Origin of the sequence: Neomoorella sulfitireducens (genome assembly GCF_024733845.1) — a bacterium.
GTDB lineage: Bacteria > Bacillota > DSM-521 > Neomoorellales > Neomoorellaceae > Neomoorella > Neomoorella sulfitireducens.
Window position 1 is genome coordinate 37,827 of record NZ_JANRHG010000003.1, and the last position, 13,192, is coordinate 51,018.

The window sequence follows — 13,192 nt, forward strand, 5'->3', positions numbered from 1 at the left end:
TTTTTTAGGAGGGGTAGGCCTTGGAGGAACATCTTGTTATCAACGGGGGGCGGCGCCTGGAAGGGACGGTGACTGTTAAAGGAGCTAAAAATGCAGCCCTGCCGGTTATGGCGGCCACGTTACTGGCAGCAGGAGAGTGTACTTTACGGCGCGTTCCCGACCTCCAGGATGTGGCCGTAATGACAGATGTCATTCGCTCCCTGGGTATAAAGGTCGAAAGGAGCAACAGCACCCTGCATGTATGCCCGGGAGCAGCAACCTCCCCGGAAGTACCGGCCGTATTAATGCGGCAACTGAGGGCTTCCAACCTGGTAATGGGCCCCCTTTTAGGGCGTTACCATTATTTCCGGGTACCATATCCCGGTGGCTGTGCCATCGGCTCGCGCCCTATGGACCTGCACCTGAAAGGGTTCAGGGCGTTGGGCGCTGAAATAACGGAAAGCCAGGGTTATATCGAAGCCAGGACGACGGGCCTCCAGGGAACTTCTATCTACCTGGATTTTCCTAGCGTTGGGGCGACGGAAAACCTGATTATGGCCGCCGTAATGGCCGAAGGCGTGACGATCCTTCATAATACTGCCCGGGAACCGGAAATCGTCGACCTGCAGAATTTCTTAAACGGCATGGGGGCCCGGATTGAAGGCGCCGGCCAGGATACCATCCGCATCGAAGGGGTGAGAGAGCTAAAAGGGACAGATTATGAAATAATCCCGGACCGGATTGAAGCCGGTACCTTCCTGGCAGCGGCGGCAGGTACGGGAGGCGATGTTTTTGTAAAGGATTGCCGGGCGGAACATATCCTGGCCGTCCTGGCCAAGTTAACGGAGATGGGGGCCAGGGTTATAATCAAAAGGGACGGCGTCCGCCTCCAGGGCCCGGCACGGTTAAAGGCCGTCGATTGCAAGACGTTGCCTTACCCGGGTTTTCCCACCGATATGCAGCCCCAGCTCATGGCGTTAATGACGGTGGCGGACGGGACCAGCGTCCTGGTGGAAAGTATCTTTGAAAATCGTTTTAAACATGCCGCTGAATTACGGCGCCTGGGTGCCGATATAAAAATTGAGGGCAGGGTGGCAGTAATCAACGGCGTTCCGCGCTTAAGCGGCGGCCCGGTAGAAGCTTCCGACCTGCGGGCCGGGGCGGCCCTGGTAATTGCCGGCCTGATGGCTTCCGGGCAAACCCGGGTGGAAGGCATAGCCCACCTTGACCGGGGCTACGAACAATTGGAAGTACGCCTGAGCAGCCTGGGGGCGGATATCCGGCGACTGAAGGCCGGTGAAAGGTAAGAAGTTGGAAGCAGCCTACTTCTTACCCTCCATCTAGTGGACAAGCCTGCATTTTCTGGTATAATGGCATTAAATGAGGTGGGTAAATGGTTATCCAGGCCCATTCACCCCGGGTATACCGGCGGCGCCGGCAACGGATGCGCCGACTATTGTTATTCTTATTAACGGTAGCGGCCTTATTTTATTTTATCCATTCAAGTTTTTTCAGCCTGGAAAACATAGAGATCACCGGCAACGGGAATATACCTGTAAGTGAACTAGAAAACCTGATGGGTGTGGCCAGGGGTGTCAACCTGTGGCAGGTGGATACGGCGGTAATTGCCAACCGCCTGGCCACCCATCCCCGGGTTGCCGGGGTCCGGGTAAGCCGTCGCTGGCCGCGAACCCTGGCCGTCCAGATCGTGGAAAGAACCCCGGCGGCCATCCTGGTGCAAGACGGCGGCTTTTTACTGGTAGACGGCAACGGTGTGGTTATAGAAAGGATAGAGCGCATAGGCAACCTGCAACTCCCCCTCATATCCGGCCTGGGGGACCTGGAAAAAACCGGTCCGGGCAGGAAGCTCGACCATCCTGGGTTGCAGGCCGCCCTGGCAGTGGTCCGGCAGATGCCCTCTGAAGACTTAAGTCACCTCAAGGAAATAATTGCTACTTTCCCGGATAACCTGCAGCTAATCTGGACGGGCAACATAACCGTTAAGTTTGGCGACGGGCAGCGGGTGGCGGATAAGCTGGCCCGCCTCCATGAGGCCCTCCGGGGCCTTGCCGGGGGGGAGGCAGTTGAGTATATTGATGTTAGTTTCGAGGGACTGCCGGTAGTAAAATTCCACCAGGCTAAAAACCAGGAGAAGAAGGGATGAAAAAAATGTGGGTACCCCTCATCGGCCTTATCCTCGGGGTGCTGTTCGGTTTCTTGCTGCCTGTAAAGATACCGGCCTTTTACAGCAAGTATATGTCGGTAGCCGTCCTGGCAGCCCTTGACTCTGTATTCGGGGGCCTCAGGGCCTCCATGGAGGATAATTTTGATAATGCCATTTTCCTGTCTGGCTTTTTTTCCAATACTTTACTGGCGGCTTTTTTAGCCTATATTGGCGATCAGCTGGGGGTTGAGCTCTATCTTGCTGCGGTCCTGGTCTTCGGTATGCGCTTGTTTCAGAACCTGGCAATTATCCGGCGCCACCTGCTGAAAAAGTGAGAAAATCTAATTGTAAAAAAAGGGAATGGAAAAGTTGTGTTGAATTCTCCTTCTTAGTGGAAGCCCCGGAAGGCCTGGAGGTGCCATAGTTTGCCCAAGGATAACGTAGTTACCGGTCTCGATATAGGCACCACCAAGGTGGTGGCAGTAGTGGCGGAAGTCACGCCCCAGGGACGCCCCAACATCATCGGCCTGGGGGAGACACCGTCCGGAGGCTTGCGTAAAGGTATTATTGTTGATATTGAAAACACCGCCCGGGCCATAGAAAAGGCAGTAGAACAGGCCGAGCGGATGAGCGGTTGTCGTATTACTTCGGCCTTTGTCGGCCTGACGGGGCCCCATATCGGCTCCGTTAACAACCGCGGGGTGGTGGCCGTTACCGGCGAAGATGGGGAAGTAGGGCCCGAAGATGTGGAGCGGGTCCTCCAGGCGGCCCGGGTAATACCCCTGGCGGCCGACAGGCGGATTATCCACGTCCTGCCGCGCCAGTATATTGTCGACGGTTATGACGGTATCATGGATCCCATTGGCATGAGCGGTTCGCGCCTGGAAGTGGAAGCCCAGATTGTCACGGCAGCGGGAGCCGCCGTCCAGAATACCTTGAAAAGTGTCCAGCGGGCCGGCCTGGCCATCGAGGAACTGGTACTGAATCCCCTGGCCTCGGCCGAGGCGGTACTCCAGCCGGCAGAAAAGGAACTGGGCACCGTGGTGGTAGATATCGGCGGGGGTACGACGGAGATTGCCGTAATATCCGAAGGGAGTCTCTGGTATGCCGCTGTGCTGCCGGTAGGCAGCGAGCATATTACCAGTGATCTGGCGGTAGGTCTACGCACCCCCCTCACCCAGGCGGAAAACGTTAAAAAGGAACACGGCTGCGTCCTTATAGAGGCGGCCGCGGAGAATGAATTAATCGAAGTACCGGCGGTGGGGGGCAGGGAGAAAAACCGGGTGCCGAGGAAAATGCTGGCGGCCATTATCGAACCCCGGGTAGAGGAGATTTTCACCCTTGTCCGCCGGGAAATTGACGGGGCCCACTTCCAGGGGCTTTTACCGGGAGGAGTGGTTTTAACAGGGGGCGGCGCTTTACTTGAAGGCATACCCGGGCTGGCAGGTGAAGTCCTGGCCATGCCGGTGCGGTTGGGATGGCCGGAGAACAGCGGCGGCCTGTCCGACATGGTGGCTTCCCCGGCTTATGCCACGGCAGTAGGGCTGGTGAATTATGCCGCCGGCCGCCTGGCTTATACCCAGGCCGCTGCCGCACGCGATTCCATCTGGGAGAACTTCTGGTCCCGGCTGAAAAGCTGGTGGCGGGAACTTTTTTAAATAAAATCAAGAAAATATTATGGCCATACTGGGTTAAAGGAGGAGTTCGGGTGCTGGAATTTGAGGACGGTGATCTCAATCAGTTCGCAGTCATCAAAGTCGTGGGAGTAGGTGGCGGCGGCAACAACGCCGTTAACCGCATGATTGCTGCAGGCCTGCGGGGAGTAGAGTTTATCAGCGTTAATACCGATGCCCAGGCCTTACGCCTCTGCCAGGCAGAACAAAAGGTCCAGATTGGCGCCAAGTTGACCAAAGGCCTGGGAGCCGGGGCCAATCCGGAAATTGGCAAAAAGGCGGCGGAGGAGAGCCGGGAAGAACTGGCCCAGCGCCTGCAGGGGGCCGACATGGTCTTTGTTACTGCCGGCATGGGTGGCGGTACGGGCACCGGGGCGGCACCGGTGGTGGCCCAGATTGCCAAGGAGGCCGGGGCCCTGACCGTTGGCGTTGTCACCCGACCCTTTAGCTTTGAAGGCCGGAAACGGGCCGGGCAGGCGGAGGCCGGCATAGAGGAGTTAAAGACCAAGGTTGATACCCTGATTATCATTCCCAACGACCGTTTGCTGCAGGTGGCCGATAAGCAGACTTCCATCCTGGAGGCCTTCCGTATTGCCGATGACGTGTTGCGCCAGGGGGTGCAGGGTATTTCCGATCTTATCGCCGTGCCCGGTTTAATCAACCTGGATTTTGCGGACGTTAAAACTATTATGAGCGATGCCGGCTCGGCCCTGATGGGCATCGGCCGGGCCACCGGCGAAAAAAGGGCCGTTGAGGCGGCAAGGATGGCCATATCCAGCCCCCTCCTGGAAACTTCCATTGAAGGGGCCCGGGGCGTGCTGCTCAATATCACCGGTGGCACCAACCTGGGGCTCCTGGAAGTGAATGAAGCGGCAGAAATCGTGGCTGCTGCGGCCGACCCGGAAGCGAACATAATTTTCGGAGCCGTTATAGATGAAAATTTGAAGGATGAAATTCGCGTTACCGTTATTGCCACTGGCTTTGAAGCTGTACCGGCGGCCCAGAAAGAGGCAGCGGCGGCCCGGGATATGGATCTTAATATCAAACCCTTTAATATTGACGACCTGGACATACCGGCCTTCTTAAGGCGCAGGTAGCAGTTTATTATACTGTTTCTCTAAACCTGTTACCTTTGGGGTAACAGGTTTTCTTTTACCCATTAAGTGACAAAATTTTCCATATCCAAGTTATATAATAAGTTATGGTTATGAAACTGCCATAATACTCATATCATGGTAATAATTAGTCCTGCCTCCGGGAAGGGGGTGCGGTCTTTTTGTGGTTTATTTATATTTAGATATCCTGCTGGTCATTAACCTGGTGATGGACTACCTCATCCTGTGGGCAACGGCCAGGCTGGGGCAGCTGGCGACGACTCCCTGGCGGCTGCTGGCCGGTGCGGCGGTAGGAGGAATATATTCCCTGGTCGTCTTGTTTCCCGGTAGCATGTGGGAGCAGTCCCTTTTCTCTAATATTTTATTTTCCTTGATTATGATTTTGGTTGCCTTTTATCCTTTAAAGGGGCGAAGGCTTATCCAGGCCCTGGTCTATTTTTACCTGGCGGCCTTTGCCATGGGCGGGGCAATGATCGGGGCTATTTACCTGGCGGGCGGGGATGCAGCAACACCTGTCATTGGGGGAGCGACTGCCCTGGCCCGGGGTATCCGCTACCAATGGCTGGTAGCGGCCGCGGCTGCTGCCGGGTTGCTGGCCGTTTTTGGGGCAAACTGGTTTAAAAAAAACTTATGGCAGCAGGTGCTGCGCCTGCCGGTGATCATAACCTTTGCCGGCCGGCAGCGGGCCTTAAAGGCCCTGGTGGATACCGGCAACAGCCTGCGGGATCCCCTTACCAGCAGGCCGGTAATTATTGTCGAGTACAGCGCCCTCAAGGGCATTCTCCCGGAGGAAATTATTAGACATTTCAGCAGCAATGGGGATACCGACCTGGAAAGCCTGTTACAATCCCTGGCCGGTTCCCCCTGGGCCTCCAGGCTCCACCTGGTACCTTATCATTCCCTGGGGCAGAGCCACGGGATGCTGCTGGGCTTCAGGCCCGACGAGGTAATCGTTATTACTAACGAACGGATGGTCAAAATTAAAAATGTTATTGTCGGCCTTTACAGGGAAAAGCTGTCCACGGAGGGGAGTTACCGCGCCTTATTACACCCGGATTTGTTGCAGGCCAGTATAGGCGTCTAGGGGGGAGCCTCATGCTGCAATTATTTATTATTGCCAGATTAAAAATCCAGGCGTTTTTCGGCCGCCTGGTAGCCAGATTGAGATGGCTGGGCGAAGTATTTTATGTCGGCAGCAGTGAAGCCCTGCCACCTCCCCTCTCCAGCGATGAAGAGTCCGACCTTCTCCTGCGCCTGGAGGACGGCGACGCCGGGGTAAAAACCGTACTTATCGAGCGCAACCTGCGCCTGGTGGTTTATATTGCCCGCAAATTTGAAAATACCGGCGTAGGGATTGAAGACCTGGTTTCCATTGGCACCATCGGCCTCATTAAAGCCGTCAATACCTTTGACCCCAAGAAACGCATCAAGCTGGCCACCTATGCCTCACGTTGTATTGAAAATGAAATTTTAATGCACCTGCGGCGTAATAATAAAACCAGGTCCGAGGTTTCTTTTGACGAGCCGTTAAATATTGACTGGGACGGCAACGAACTGCTTCTTTCCGACGTCCTGGGGACGGAAAACGATATTATTTATAAATCCATAGAAGAGGAGATCGACCGCAAGCTCCTGCAGATGGCCATGCGCAAGCTATCGGCCCGGGAGCGCAAGATCATGGAATTTCGTTTTGGCCTCCTGGACGGCGTGGAAAAGACCCAGAAAGAGGTGGCCGACATCCTGGGCATCTCCCAGTCCTACATTTCCCGCCTGGAAAAGCGGATTATCAAACGCCTGCGGAAAGAAATCGCCCGGATGGAATGAGATAGTTACTCCGGGAACGCGACGCGAAGAATTATGTGCGCTAACGATTTCGTTTGGCTGTTGAAGTGTAGTTATGCTGTGTCCCGGAGCCGCGAATAGTGGAGCGAAGGTCAAAAGAACAGGCGAGGTGAGGTTACCGCTGCCGCTGCCGAGGACGCCTGAGCGCGCCCTTGATAGAAAGCAAGGGTGATCTCATAGAAGGCTAATAGCTTGCGGAACCAGCAGCATCATCATTGGCAATCCACAGGCGGCGAGCAGCGGTCCGGACAGGGCCGTAGTCCTGCCGGCGCGTAACTTTTGAGCGGCGAGGGACACAGCATGATCAACCGAAAACCATCTATGCCCGCCCTGCTTTCCCCGGGAGCTTGAACGGCTCCCTTTATTTTGCCCTTTTTCCGGGCCGGTATAAAAGGCGAAAGGCATGGTAATAATTATCCCAGAGCTACCGTCAGGAGGTTTCTCGCCAGTGATGCTCAACAAAGTAGAAATTTGCGGTGTGAATACCTCCAAGTTACCCTTGCTGACAAGCGAGGAGATGCGGCAGCTTTTTGAGGCCATGCAAAGGGGAGAGCCCGAGGCCCGCGAAAAGCTCATTAAAGGCAATTTACGCCTGGTGTTGAGTGTAATCCAGCGCTTTACCAATCGCGGCGAAAACGTCGACGATCTTTTCCAGGTTGGCTGCATCGGCCTGATGAAGGCCATTGATAACTTTGACTTAAGCCAGAACGTCAAGTTCTCTACCTATGCCGTTCCCATGATCATAGGTGAGATCAGGCGTTACCTGCGGGATAATAATCCCATCCGGGTCAGCCGCTCTTTAAGGGATATTGCTTATAAAGCCCTGCAGGTAAGGGATGCCCTGGTGAATAAGCTGGCAAGGGAACCTTCGGTGGCGGAAATAGCCAGGGAGATCAACCTTCCCCAGGAAGAAGTTATTTTTGCCCTGGATGCCATCCAGGAACCGGTATCCCTTTTCGAGCCTATCTATCACGACGGTGGCGATCCTATATATGTCATGGACCAGATAGGCGATGAAAAAAACCAGGACGGCAGCTGGCTGGAAAACATAGCCATAAGGGAAGCCATGAACAAATTAAACCCCAGGGAACGCCTGATTTTGTCCCTGCGTTTCTTTGAAGGCAAGACCCAGATGGAAGTGGCCGACGAGATCGGCATCTCCCAGGCCCAGGTTTCCCGGCTGGAAAAAGCAGCCCTGCAACACATGCGCAAGTATATATAGTGTATTGTTACGGAGGTGTCAAGGAGTGTCATTTTTGAAGAAGTCGATATTCTTTTTTATCCTGGCCGGGGTATTATTATCCGGCGGGGCCGCCTGGACGGTCAGGAAGGCAGCGGTACCTGCCTATAACTCCCGTAACTTGATCCGGCTCCACGTCATCGCCAACAGTGATACCGTTGCCGATCAAGAGTTGAAACGCCATGTCCGCGACGCCGTCCTCGCCACTATAGGCAGGAACCTGGGGGTAGCCGGGGATATAGGCGCCGCCAGGCGGCTGGTGAGCGCCAACCTGGCCGCCATTACGGCAGCAGCCCAGGGGCAAATCCGGCAGGAAGGACAAAATTATGCCGTCAGGACGGAATTCGGAGATTTTGCCTTCCCAACCAGGGCTTACGGGGAAATTACCCTTCCGGCAGGATACTATGAGGCCGTCCGCGTGGTAATTGGTGAGGGAAAAGGAGAAAACTGGTGGTGCGTTCTCTTTCCTCCCCTCTGCCTGGTAGATGCCACCGGCAAGGTTAACGCCGGTTTCCATAGCGGGTGGCCGGCAATATCCCGGCCGGTAATGGCGGGGGGGGAAGGCCCCCCGAAAGTCACGCCTGCATTGAAAATCCTGGAGTTATGGCAGTCTTCACGCCAACGCCTGGCGGGTTTATGGTCCTAAACCAGCGATGCTGGTTTTTCTTTTTGGCCTTCTGGTTATAGACAGCACATATAATTAAATATAACAAGAAGGCCCGGGCCGGAGGTGTTAGAGATGATCCGGGTGACCGAACTGCGCCAGCGGGAGGTAATTAATGTCATAGACGGGCGACGGCTGGGAACAATTAAAGATATTGACCTGGACTTGGAAGCCGGGCGGGTAAAAGCTTTAATCGTACCCGGGCAGGGGGGCAAGTTTTTTTTCTTTTTCGCCCGGGAAGAGGATTTAATTATCCCGTGGGAAAACGTAATTAAAGTCGGCGTCGATGTAATCCTGGTGGAAAGTTATAGCTTTACGTCCCCTGTGCACCGGGAAAAGGCTTAAGGTAGGCCGGCATTATGTTATAATAGTGGCGGGGGGGGATAAGGATGTCGCCCTTTATCCGGGAGGAAAGGGAAGGGCTCATCATCTGGCGCGTTGCCTTTTTAGAAGAGCAGGTGCCGGTAAAGGCTTTTTACAGTAGCCGCAGGGGCGGTGTCAGCCGCCCGCCCTACAATACCCTGAACCTTGGCCTGCACGTGGGTGACGAACCGGAGGCCGTTCTGGCCAACAGGCGCAGGTTGGCAGGCTCCCTGGATCTCCCCCTGGAAGGCTGGATTGCCGGCGAACAGGTCCACGGCAACAGGGTGGCCCTGGTGGGCGGGCAGGATGCCGGCCGGGGGGCGGTGAAAATGGATACGGCCCTCCCGGGCATCGATGCCCTGGTAACGGCGACAGGAGGGGTTACCCTGGTTGCCTTTTATGCCGACTGCGTCCCCCTTTTCTTTGTTGATCCAGTAAAGGGTGTCGTCGGCCTGGCCCATGCCGGCTGGAAGGGTACGGTATTAAGGATAGGAAGCCGGGTGGTGGCCGCAATGGCAGCAGCATTTAACAGCAAACCTGCCGACCTAATCGCGGCCATCGGGCCGGCGGTGGGGCCCTGCTGTTACCAGGTAGATACCCGGGTGGCCGGGGCCGTAAAAGAACGCCTACCCTGGGCCGGGGAAGTTTTAATCCCTGATGGCCACGGTCACTACCGCCTGGACCTTTCCCGGGCCAATTACCTGGAACTCCTGGCCGCCGGGTTAAAAGCGGGAAATATTGCCGTAGCCGGCCTTTGTACCTGCTGCCGGGCGGATGAATTTTTCTCTTACCGCGCGGCCGGCGGGCCCACGGGCCGCCAGGCGGCTTTAATATCCCTATCGAGGTAATTGCTATGAAGACGGCTTATACTCCAGGCCTCCCGGCCCGGCCGCGGCAGCGCCGGCGGTGGGGGCGTTTTATTATACCTGTCCTGGGTCTGCTTCTTCTTGTCCTGGGGGCCCGGCTGGGTATTAACCAGGTTTTCCGGGCCGTTGCCTGGTATTTTTTACAGGTGGAAAGGGTTAATTACGGCGTCCTGGAGGACAACCTCACCCTGGAGCTTTTCATTGCCAGGGAGGAAGAGATTTTAATAGCCCCGGCAACAGGGACCCTGGTTCGGGTAGCGGCCGAAGGGGAACGGGTCCCGGCGGGGGCTACCATTGCCCGGGTACTGCCGGCAGCATCTCCCGGGGCCGGGCCGGGAAGTATAGAAATTAAAGCCTCCTTTCCGGGACAGGTTTCCTACCAGACCGATGGGCTGGAAAAAGCTCTCCGGCCGGATAACCTGGGGAATATATCATACCAGGAACTGGAGCGCCTGGTTGAATTGGGATGCCCGGTGACGGCAGGAAACCAGGTAAAAGCCGGTACGGCCTTTGGTCGCCTGGTGAACAACCTGGCCTCCCTGGTGGTATATGCCCCCTTGCAGGAGTTTCCACCCGGCTGGCAGGCCGGTAATAGGGTAAGGCTAAAGCTGCCGGCGGGAGACGAGGTGCGGGCGACCATTACCCGGCTCCAGGATGAAGGGAGGCAAAAGGCCGTCCTTATGACCATCGCCTCCTGGGACGAGCGCTGGTTAAACGCCCGCCGGCTGGAAGCAACAGTGGTCTTGAACCGTTACCGGGGAATAATATTACCTGCAGCCGCTTTGAGCGACGGGCCCGGTGGAGGAAAGGGTGTCTACCTCCTGGCAGCGCGGGGCATTAAATGGCAGCCGGTAACTATAACAGCCCGGGTGGGGGAAATGGTGGTCGTCGAGGACCTGAAAGCCGGCACGGAGGTCATAGTCAACCCTGACCTGGCCCGCCGGCTGGTAAAGTAGCGGGATTACATTTACCTGCCCGGCAGGATTTATTATAAAGATGTAGAAATTATAGAGGATTAACGGAGGAAAAAAGATGGTTACCCTGGCAGAAAATATCGCCCTGGTACAGGAAAGGATAGCGGCCGCCGCCCGCCGCAGCGGGCGGCGGCCGGAAGAGATAACCCTGGTGGCGGTGACCAAAACTGTCTCCCCGGAACGGGTTGAGGAGGCCGTAAGGCTGGGCCTTAAAGACCTGGGAGAAAACCGGGTCCAGGAACTCCTGGCCAAGCAGCCCTACATAACCGGTGCCACGTGGCACCTTATCGGCCATCTGCAGCGCAATAAAGCCCGCCAGGTATGGGATAAAGTAGCACTGATCCATTCCGTTGACAGCCTGGAACTGGCCCGGGAACTGGACAGGCGAGCTACAGCGGCCGGCGGGCGTGTCAACATCCTCGTGGAGGTTAACGTTGCGGGAGAGGAGAGTAAATTCGGCCTGGAACCAGAGGCAGTAGTCCCTTTAATCCGGGAACTCACCGGGTTTACCGGCCTCCGTGTCCTGGGCCTGATGACGGTAGCTCCCCTGGTAGAGGATGCCGAAGAGGTGCGACCTGTTTTCCGCCGGCTGGCGGCTTTAAGGCGGGAAGTGGAAGCCCTGCACCTGCCGGGAGTGGAGATGCGTTACCTTTCCATGGGTATGACCAATGATTTTGAGGTAGCTATTGAAGAAGGCGCCAATCTAGTAAGAATTGGCACGGCCATCTTTGGTACCCGGGGATAATAAAGCTATGGCGGAGGTGTAAAAAATGGCTTTCTGGGATGGCTTGCTCAACTGGCTGGGTTACGGCCATGATGAGGATACTCCGGCCGGCAACCAGCTCAAGGAACTGGAATGGTCCTCACCCCCTCCTCATACCGGGAAGGCCAAGCTGGTAAGCTTGCCGACAGCACGCCAGGCCATGCGCCTGGTAATTGCCCGGCCCCAGTCCTTTGACCAGGCGGCCGCCCTGGCGGAAAACTTAAAAAACTACCGGCCGCTAATTGTCAATGTCGAAGCCCTGCCCTTTGATGAGGCGCGGCGGATTATCGATTTTTTAAGCGGGGCCACCTATGCCCTGGGGGGGCGGGTGCGCCGGGTGACAAGCGGCATCTTTTTATTTACCTCCAGCAACGTTGATTTGAGCGGGGACCTGGAAGAGCAGGTGACCGGGGGGATTAACTGGCTGGAAGCAGCAGGGCGTAAATAACAGGAGGATAAAGGGTCATGGGAGTAAATATTGGTTTTCTGGGCGCCGGGGCCATGGGGGAAGCCCTGATCCGCGGCCTGCTGCAGAGCAGCCTGGTACCAGCGGCGGGGATCCTGGCCTGGGACATACGGCGGGAAAGGCTCCAGGAGCTGGAAGCTACTTACGGCCTGCGGGCCGTGAAGGGCAGGGAAGAGCTGGTAAGCAAGGCGGATATAATCATCCTGGCCGTAAAACCCCAGAACGTGAAGGAGGCCCTGAATACCCTTCAAGTCGATAAGGATAAACTGGTAATTTCCATTATTACCGGTGTTACCCTGGCCGGCCTGGCCTCATACCTTGGGGAAGTACCCCTGGTGCGGGCGGTACCCAATACCCCAGCCCTGGTGGGCGAGGGCATGACTGCCCTGGCGGCCAACAATCTTGTCCAGCCTGAAGCCATGGAGAAGGCCCTGGCCATTTTCCGCTCCGTCGGCCGGGCTATAGTTTTACCGGAGGAGCAGCTTAATGCCGTCACCGGTTTAAGTGGCAGCGGGCCGGCTTATATTTATATGCTTATTGAAGCCCTGGCCGACGGTGGCGTGCGCCAGGGACTGGCGCGGCCGGTGGCTTTAGAACTGGCATCCCAGACCGTCCTGGGAGCGGCACGGATGGTCCTGGCGACGGGAGAGCATCCCGGGGTCCTGAAGGATAAAGTGACGTCGCCGGGAGGGACGACTATTGCCGGCCTGGCCGTCCTGGAGGACCGGGGTTTCCGGGGCGCCATTATCCGGGCGGTAGAGGCCGCCACCCTGCGTGCCGGAAGTTTTAGTAAGGAGTAGGATATATGCAAACATTAGTGCTGTTGATTAGAACTGCCTTTGAAGTGTTGAACTGGCTGATTATCGCCCGGATTCTCTTATCCTGGTTTCCCCATAATCCCTATCACCCCATTATGCGTTTTATCTACGAAGTTACCGAACCGGTACTGGCCCCTTTCCGCCGCCTCATGCCGCGGACAAGTATACCCATTGACTTTTCTCCCATTATAGCAGTCCTGGTCTTGCAACTGGTAGAACGCCTGCTCATCAGTTTTATCCTGCGCCTGGGTTAGGAGGGGATATG

The 13,192-nt window shown here is 56.2% G+C and carries 16 protein-coding genes; all 16 read left to right on the forward strand.

From position 1 onward, the window contains the following. Window positions 1-20 precede the first annotated feature (20 nt). The 16 genes from murA (at window position 21) to NWF31_RS04660 (ending at window position 13,181) form a co-directional block, all read left to right on the forward strand. Window positions 21-1,286 carry a UDP-N-acetylglucosamine 1-carboxyvinyltransferase gene (gene murA / locus NWF31_RS04585; RefSeq protein WP_258359335.1) on the forward strand — a complete coding sequence of 422 codons (1,266 nt, stop codon included), beginning with the start codon at window positions 21-23 and terminating at the stop codon, window positions 1,284-1,286. A gap of 86 nt (window positions 1,287-1,372) precedes the next feature. Then, the gene (locus NWF31_RS04590; protein ID WP_258359336.1) at window positions 1,373-2,143 is read left to right on the forward strand and encodes a cell division protein FtsQ/DivIB; all 771 of its coding nucleotides are present in this window, start codon (window positions 1,373-1,375) and stop codon (window positions 2,141-2,143) included. Between the two features lie 5 nt (window positions 2,144-2,148). Then, complete coding sequence (locus NWF31_RS04595) at window positions 2,149-2,478, forward strand: small basic family protein (protein ID WP_258359482.1); 330 nt, start codon at window positions 2,149-2,151, stop codon at window positions 2,476-2,478. A 90-nt stretch (window positions 2,479-2,568) separates the two neighbouring features. Continuing rightward, the gene (gene ftsA, locus NWF31_RS04600) at window positions 2,569-3,801 is read left to right on the forward strand and encodes a cell division protein FtsA (protein ID WP_258359337.1); all 1,233 of its coding nucleotides are present in this window, start codon (window positions 2,569-2,571) and stop codon (window positions 3,799-3,801) included. A gap of 50 nt (window positions 3,802-3,851) precedes the next feature. After that, window positions 3,852-4,913, forward strand: a complete 1,062-nt coding sequence (gene ftsZ, locus NWF31_RS04605) for a cell division protein FtsZ (RefSeq protein WP_258359338.1) — start codon at window positions 3,852-3,854, stop codon at window positions 4,911-4,913. A 181-nt stretch (window positions 4,914-5,094) separates the two neighbouring features. Next, window positions 5,095-6,015 carry a sigma-E processing peptidase SpoIIGA gene (spoIIGA, locus tag NWF31_RS04610; protein ID WP_258359339.1) on the forward strand — a complete coding sequence of 307 codons (921 nt, stop codon included), beginning with the start codon at window positions 5,095-5,097 and terminating at the stop codon, window positions 6,013-6,015. A gap of 11 nt (window positions 6,016-6,026) precedes the next feature. Continuing rightward, complete coding sequence (sigE, locus tag NWF31_RS04615) at window positions 6,027-6,755, forward strand: RNA polymerase sporulation sigma factor SigE (RefSeq protein WP_258359340.1); 729 nt, start codon at window positions 6,027-6,029, stop codon at window positions 6,753-6,755. A gap of 469 nt (window positions 6,756-7,224) precedes the next feature. Then, window positions 7,225-7,995, forward strand: coding sequence for an RNA polymerase sporulation sigma factor SigG (gene sigG / locus NWF31_RS04620; protein ID WP_422880243.1), 771 nt, complete (start codon window positions 7,225-7,227; stop codon window positions 7,993-7,995). Window positions 7,996-8,029: 34 nt separating this feature from the next. Next, window positions 8,030-8,659: a stage II sporulation protein R gene (gene spoIIR / locus NWF31_RS04625; protein WP_258359342.1), complete on the forward strand. Its 630-nt coding sequence runs from the start codon at window positions 8,030-8,032 to the stop codon at window positions 8,657-8,659. Between the two features lie 93 nt (window positions 8,660-8,752). Beyond that, entirely contained in the window at window positions 8,753-9,022 is a 270-nt protein-coding gene (locus tag NWF31_RS04630; protein WP_258359343.1) for a YlmC/YmxH family sporulation protein, read from the forward strand. A gap of 44 nt (window positions 9,023-9,066) precedes the next feature. Beyond that, on the forward strand, window positions 9,067-9,888 hold the full coding sequence (pgeF, locus tag NWF31_RS04635; RefSeq protein ID WP_258359344.1) for a peptidoglycan editing factor PgeF: 822 nt from the start codon (window positions 9,067-9,069) through the stop codon (window positions 9,886-9,888). 5 nt (window positions 9,889-9,893) lie between these two features. Continuing rightward, window positions 9,894-10,862, forward strand: coding sequence for a biotin/lipoyl attachment domain-containing protein (locus NWF31_RS04640; protein ID WP_258359345.1), 969 nt, complete (start codon window positions 9,894-9,896; stop codon window positions 10,860-10,862). A 76-nt stretch (window positions 10,863-10,938) separates the two neighbouring features. Continuing rightward, the gene (locus tag NWF31_RS04645) at window positions 10,939-11,625 is read left to right on the forward strand and encodes a YggS family pyridoxal phosphate-dependent enzyme (protein ID WP_258359346.1); all 687 of its coding nucleotides are present in this window, start codon (window positions 10,939-10,941) and stop codon (window positions 11,623-11,625) included. A gap of 25 nt (window positions 11,626-11,650) precedes the next feature. After that, a complete protein-coding gene (locus NWF31_RS04650) occupies window positions 11,651-12,091 on the forward strand; it encodes a cell division protein SepF (protein ID WP_258359347.1) in 441 nt (146 codons plus the stop codon). A 17-nt stretch (window positions 12,092-12,108) separates the two neighbouring features. Continuing rightward, window positions 12,109-12,909, forward strand: a complete 801-nt coding sequence (gene proC, locus NWF31_RS04655) for a pyrroline-5-carboxylate reductase (protein WP_258359348.1) — start codon at window positions 12,109-12,111, stop codon at window positions 12,907-12,909. Window positions 12,910-12,914: 5 nt separating this feature from the next. Next, window positions 12,915-13,181: a YggT family protein gene (locus tag NWF31_RS04660; RefSeq protein ID WP_258359349.1), complete on the forward strand. Its 267-nt coding sequence runs from the start codon at window positions 12,915-12,917 to the stop codon at window positions 13,179-13,181. Window positions 13,182-13,192: the final 11 nt, after the last annotated feature.

Excerpts from the sequence above, each read along its gene's own strand:
- NWF31_RS04590 (WP_258359336.1), top strand. The coding sequence starts at position 1,373 with ATGGTTATCCAGGCCCATTCACCCCGGGTATACCGGCGGCGCCGGCAA.
- NWF31_RS04595 (WP_258359482.1), top strand. The coding sequence starts at position 2,149 with ATGTGGGTACCCCTCATCGGCCTTATCCTCGGGGTGCTGTTCGGTTTC.
- sigE (WP_258359340.1), top strand. The coding sequence starts at position 6,027 with ATGCTGCAATTATTTATTATTGCCAGATTAAAAATCCAGGCGTTTTTC.
- sigG (WP_422880243.1), top strand. The coding sequence starts at position 7,225 with ATGCTCAACAAAGTAGAAATTTGCGGTGTGAATACCTCCAAGTTACCC.
- NWF31_RS04630 (WP_258359343.1), top strand. The coding sequence starts at position 8,753 with ATGATCCGGGTGACCGAACTGCGCCAGCGGGAGGTAATTAATGTCATA.
- pgeF (WP_258359344.1), top strand. The coding sequence starts at position 9,067 with ATGTCGCCCTTTATCCGGGAGGAAAGGGAAGGGCTCATCATCTGGCGC.
- NWF31_RS04640 (WP_258359345.1), top strand. The coding sequence starts at position 9,894 with ATGAAGACGGCTTATACTCCAGGCCTCCCGGCCCGGCCGCGGCAGCGC.
- NWF31_RS04645 (WP_258359346.1), top strand. The coding sequence starts at position 10,939 with ATGGTTACCCTGGCAGAAAATATCGCCCTGGTACAGGAAAGGATAGCG.
- NWF31_RS04650 (WP_258359347.1), top strand. The coding sequence starts at position 11,651 with ATGGCTTTCTGGGATGGCTTGCTCAACTGGCTGGGTTACGGCCATGAT.
- proC (WP_258359348.1), top strand. The coding sequence starts at position 12,109 with ATGGGAGTAAATATTGGTTTTCTGGGCGCCGGGGCCATGGGGGAAGCC.
- NWF31_RS04660 (WP_258359349.1), top strand. The coding sequence starts at position 12,915 with ATGCAAACATTAGTGCTGTTGATTAGAACTGCCTTTGAAGTGTTGAAC.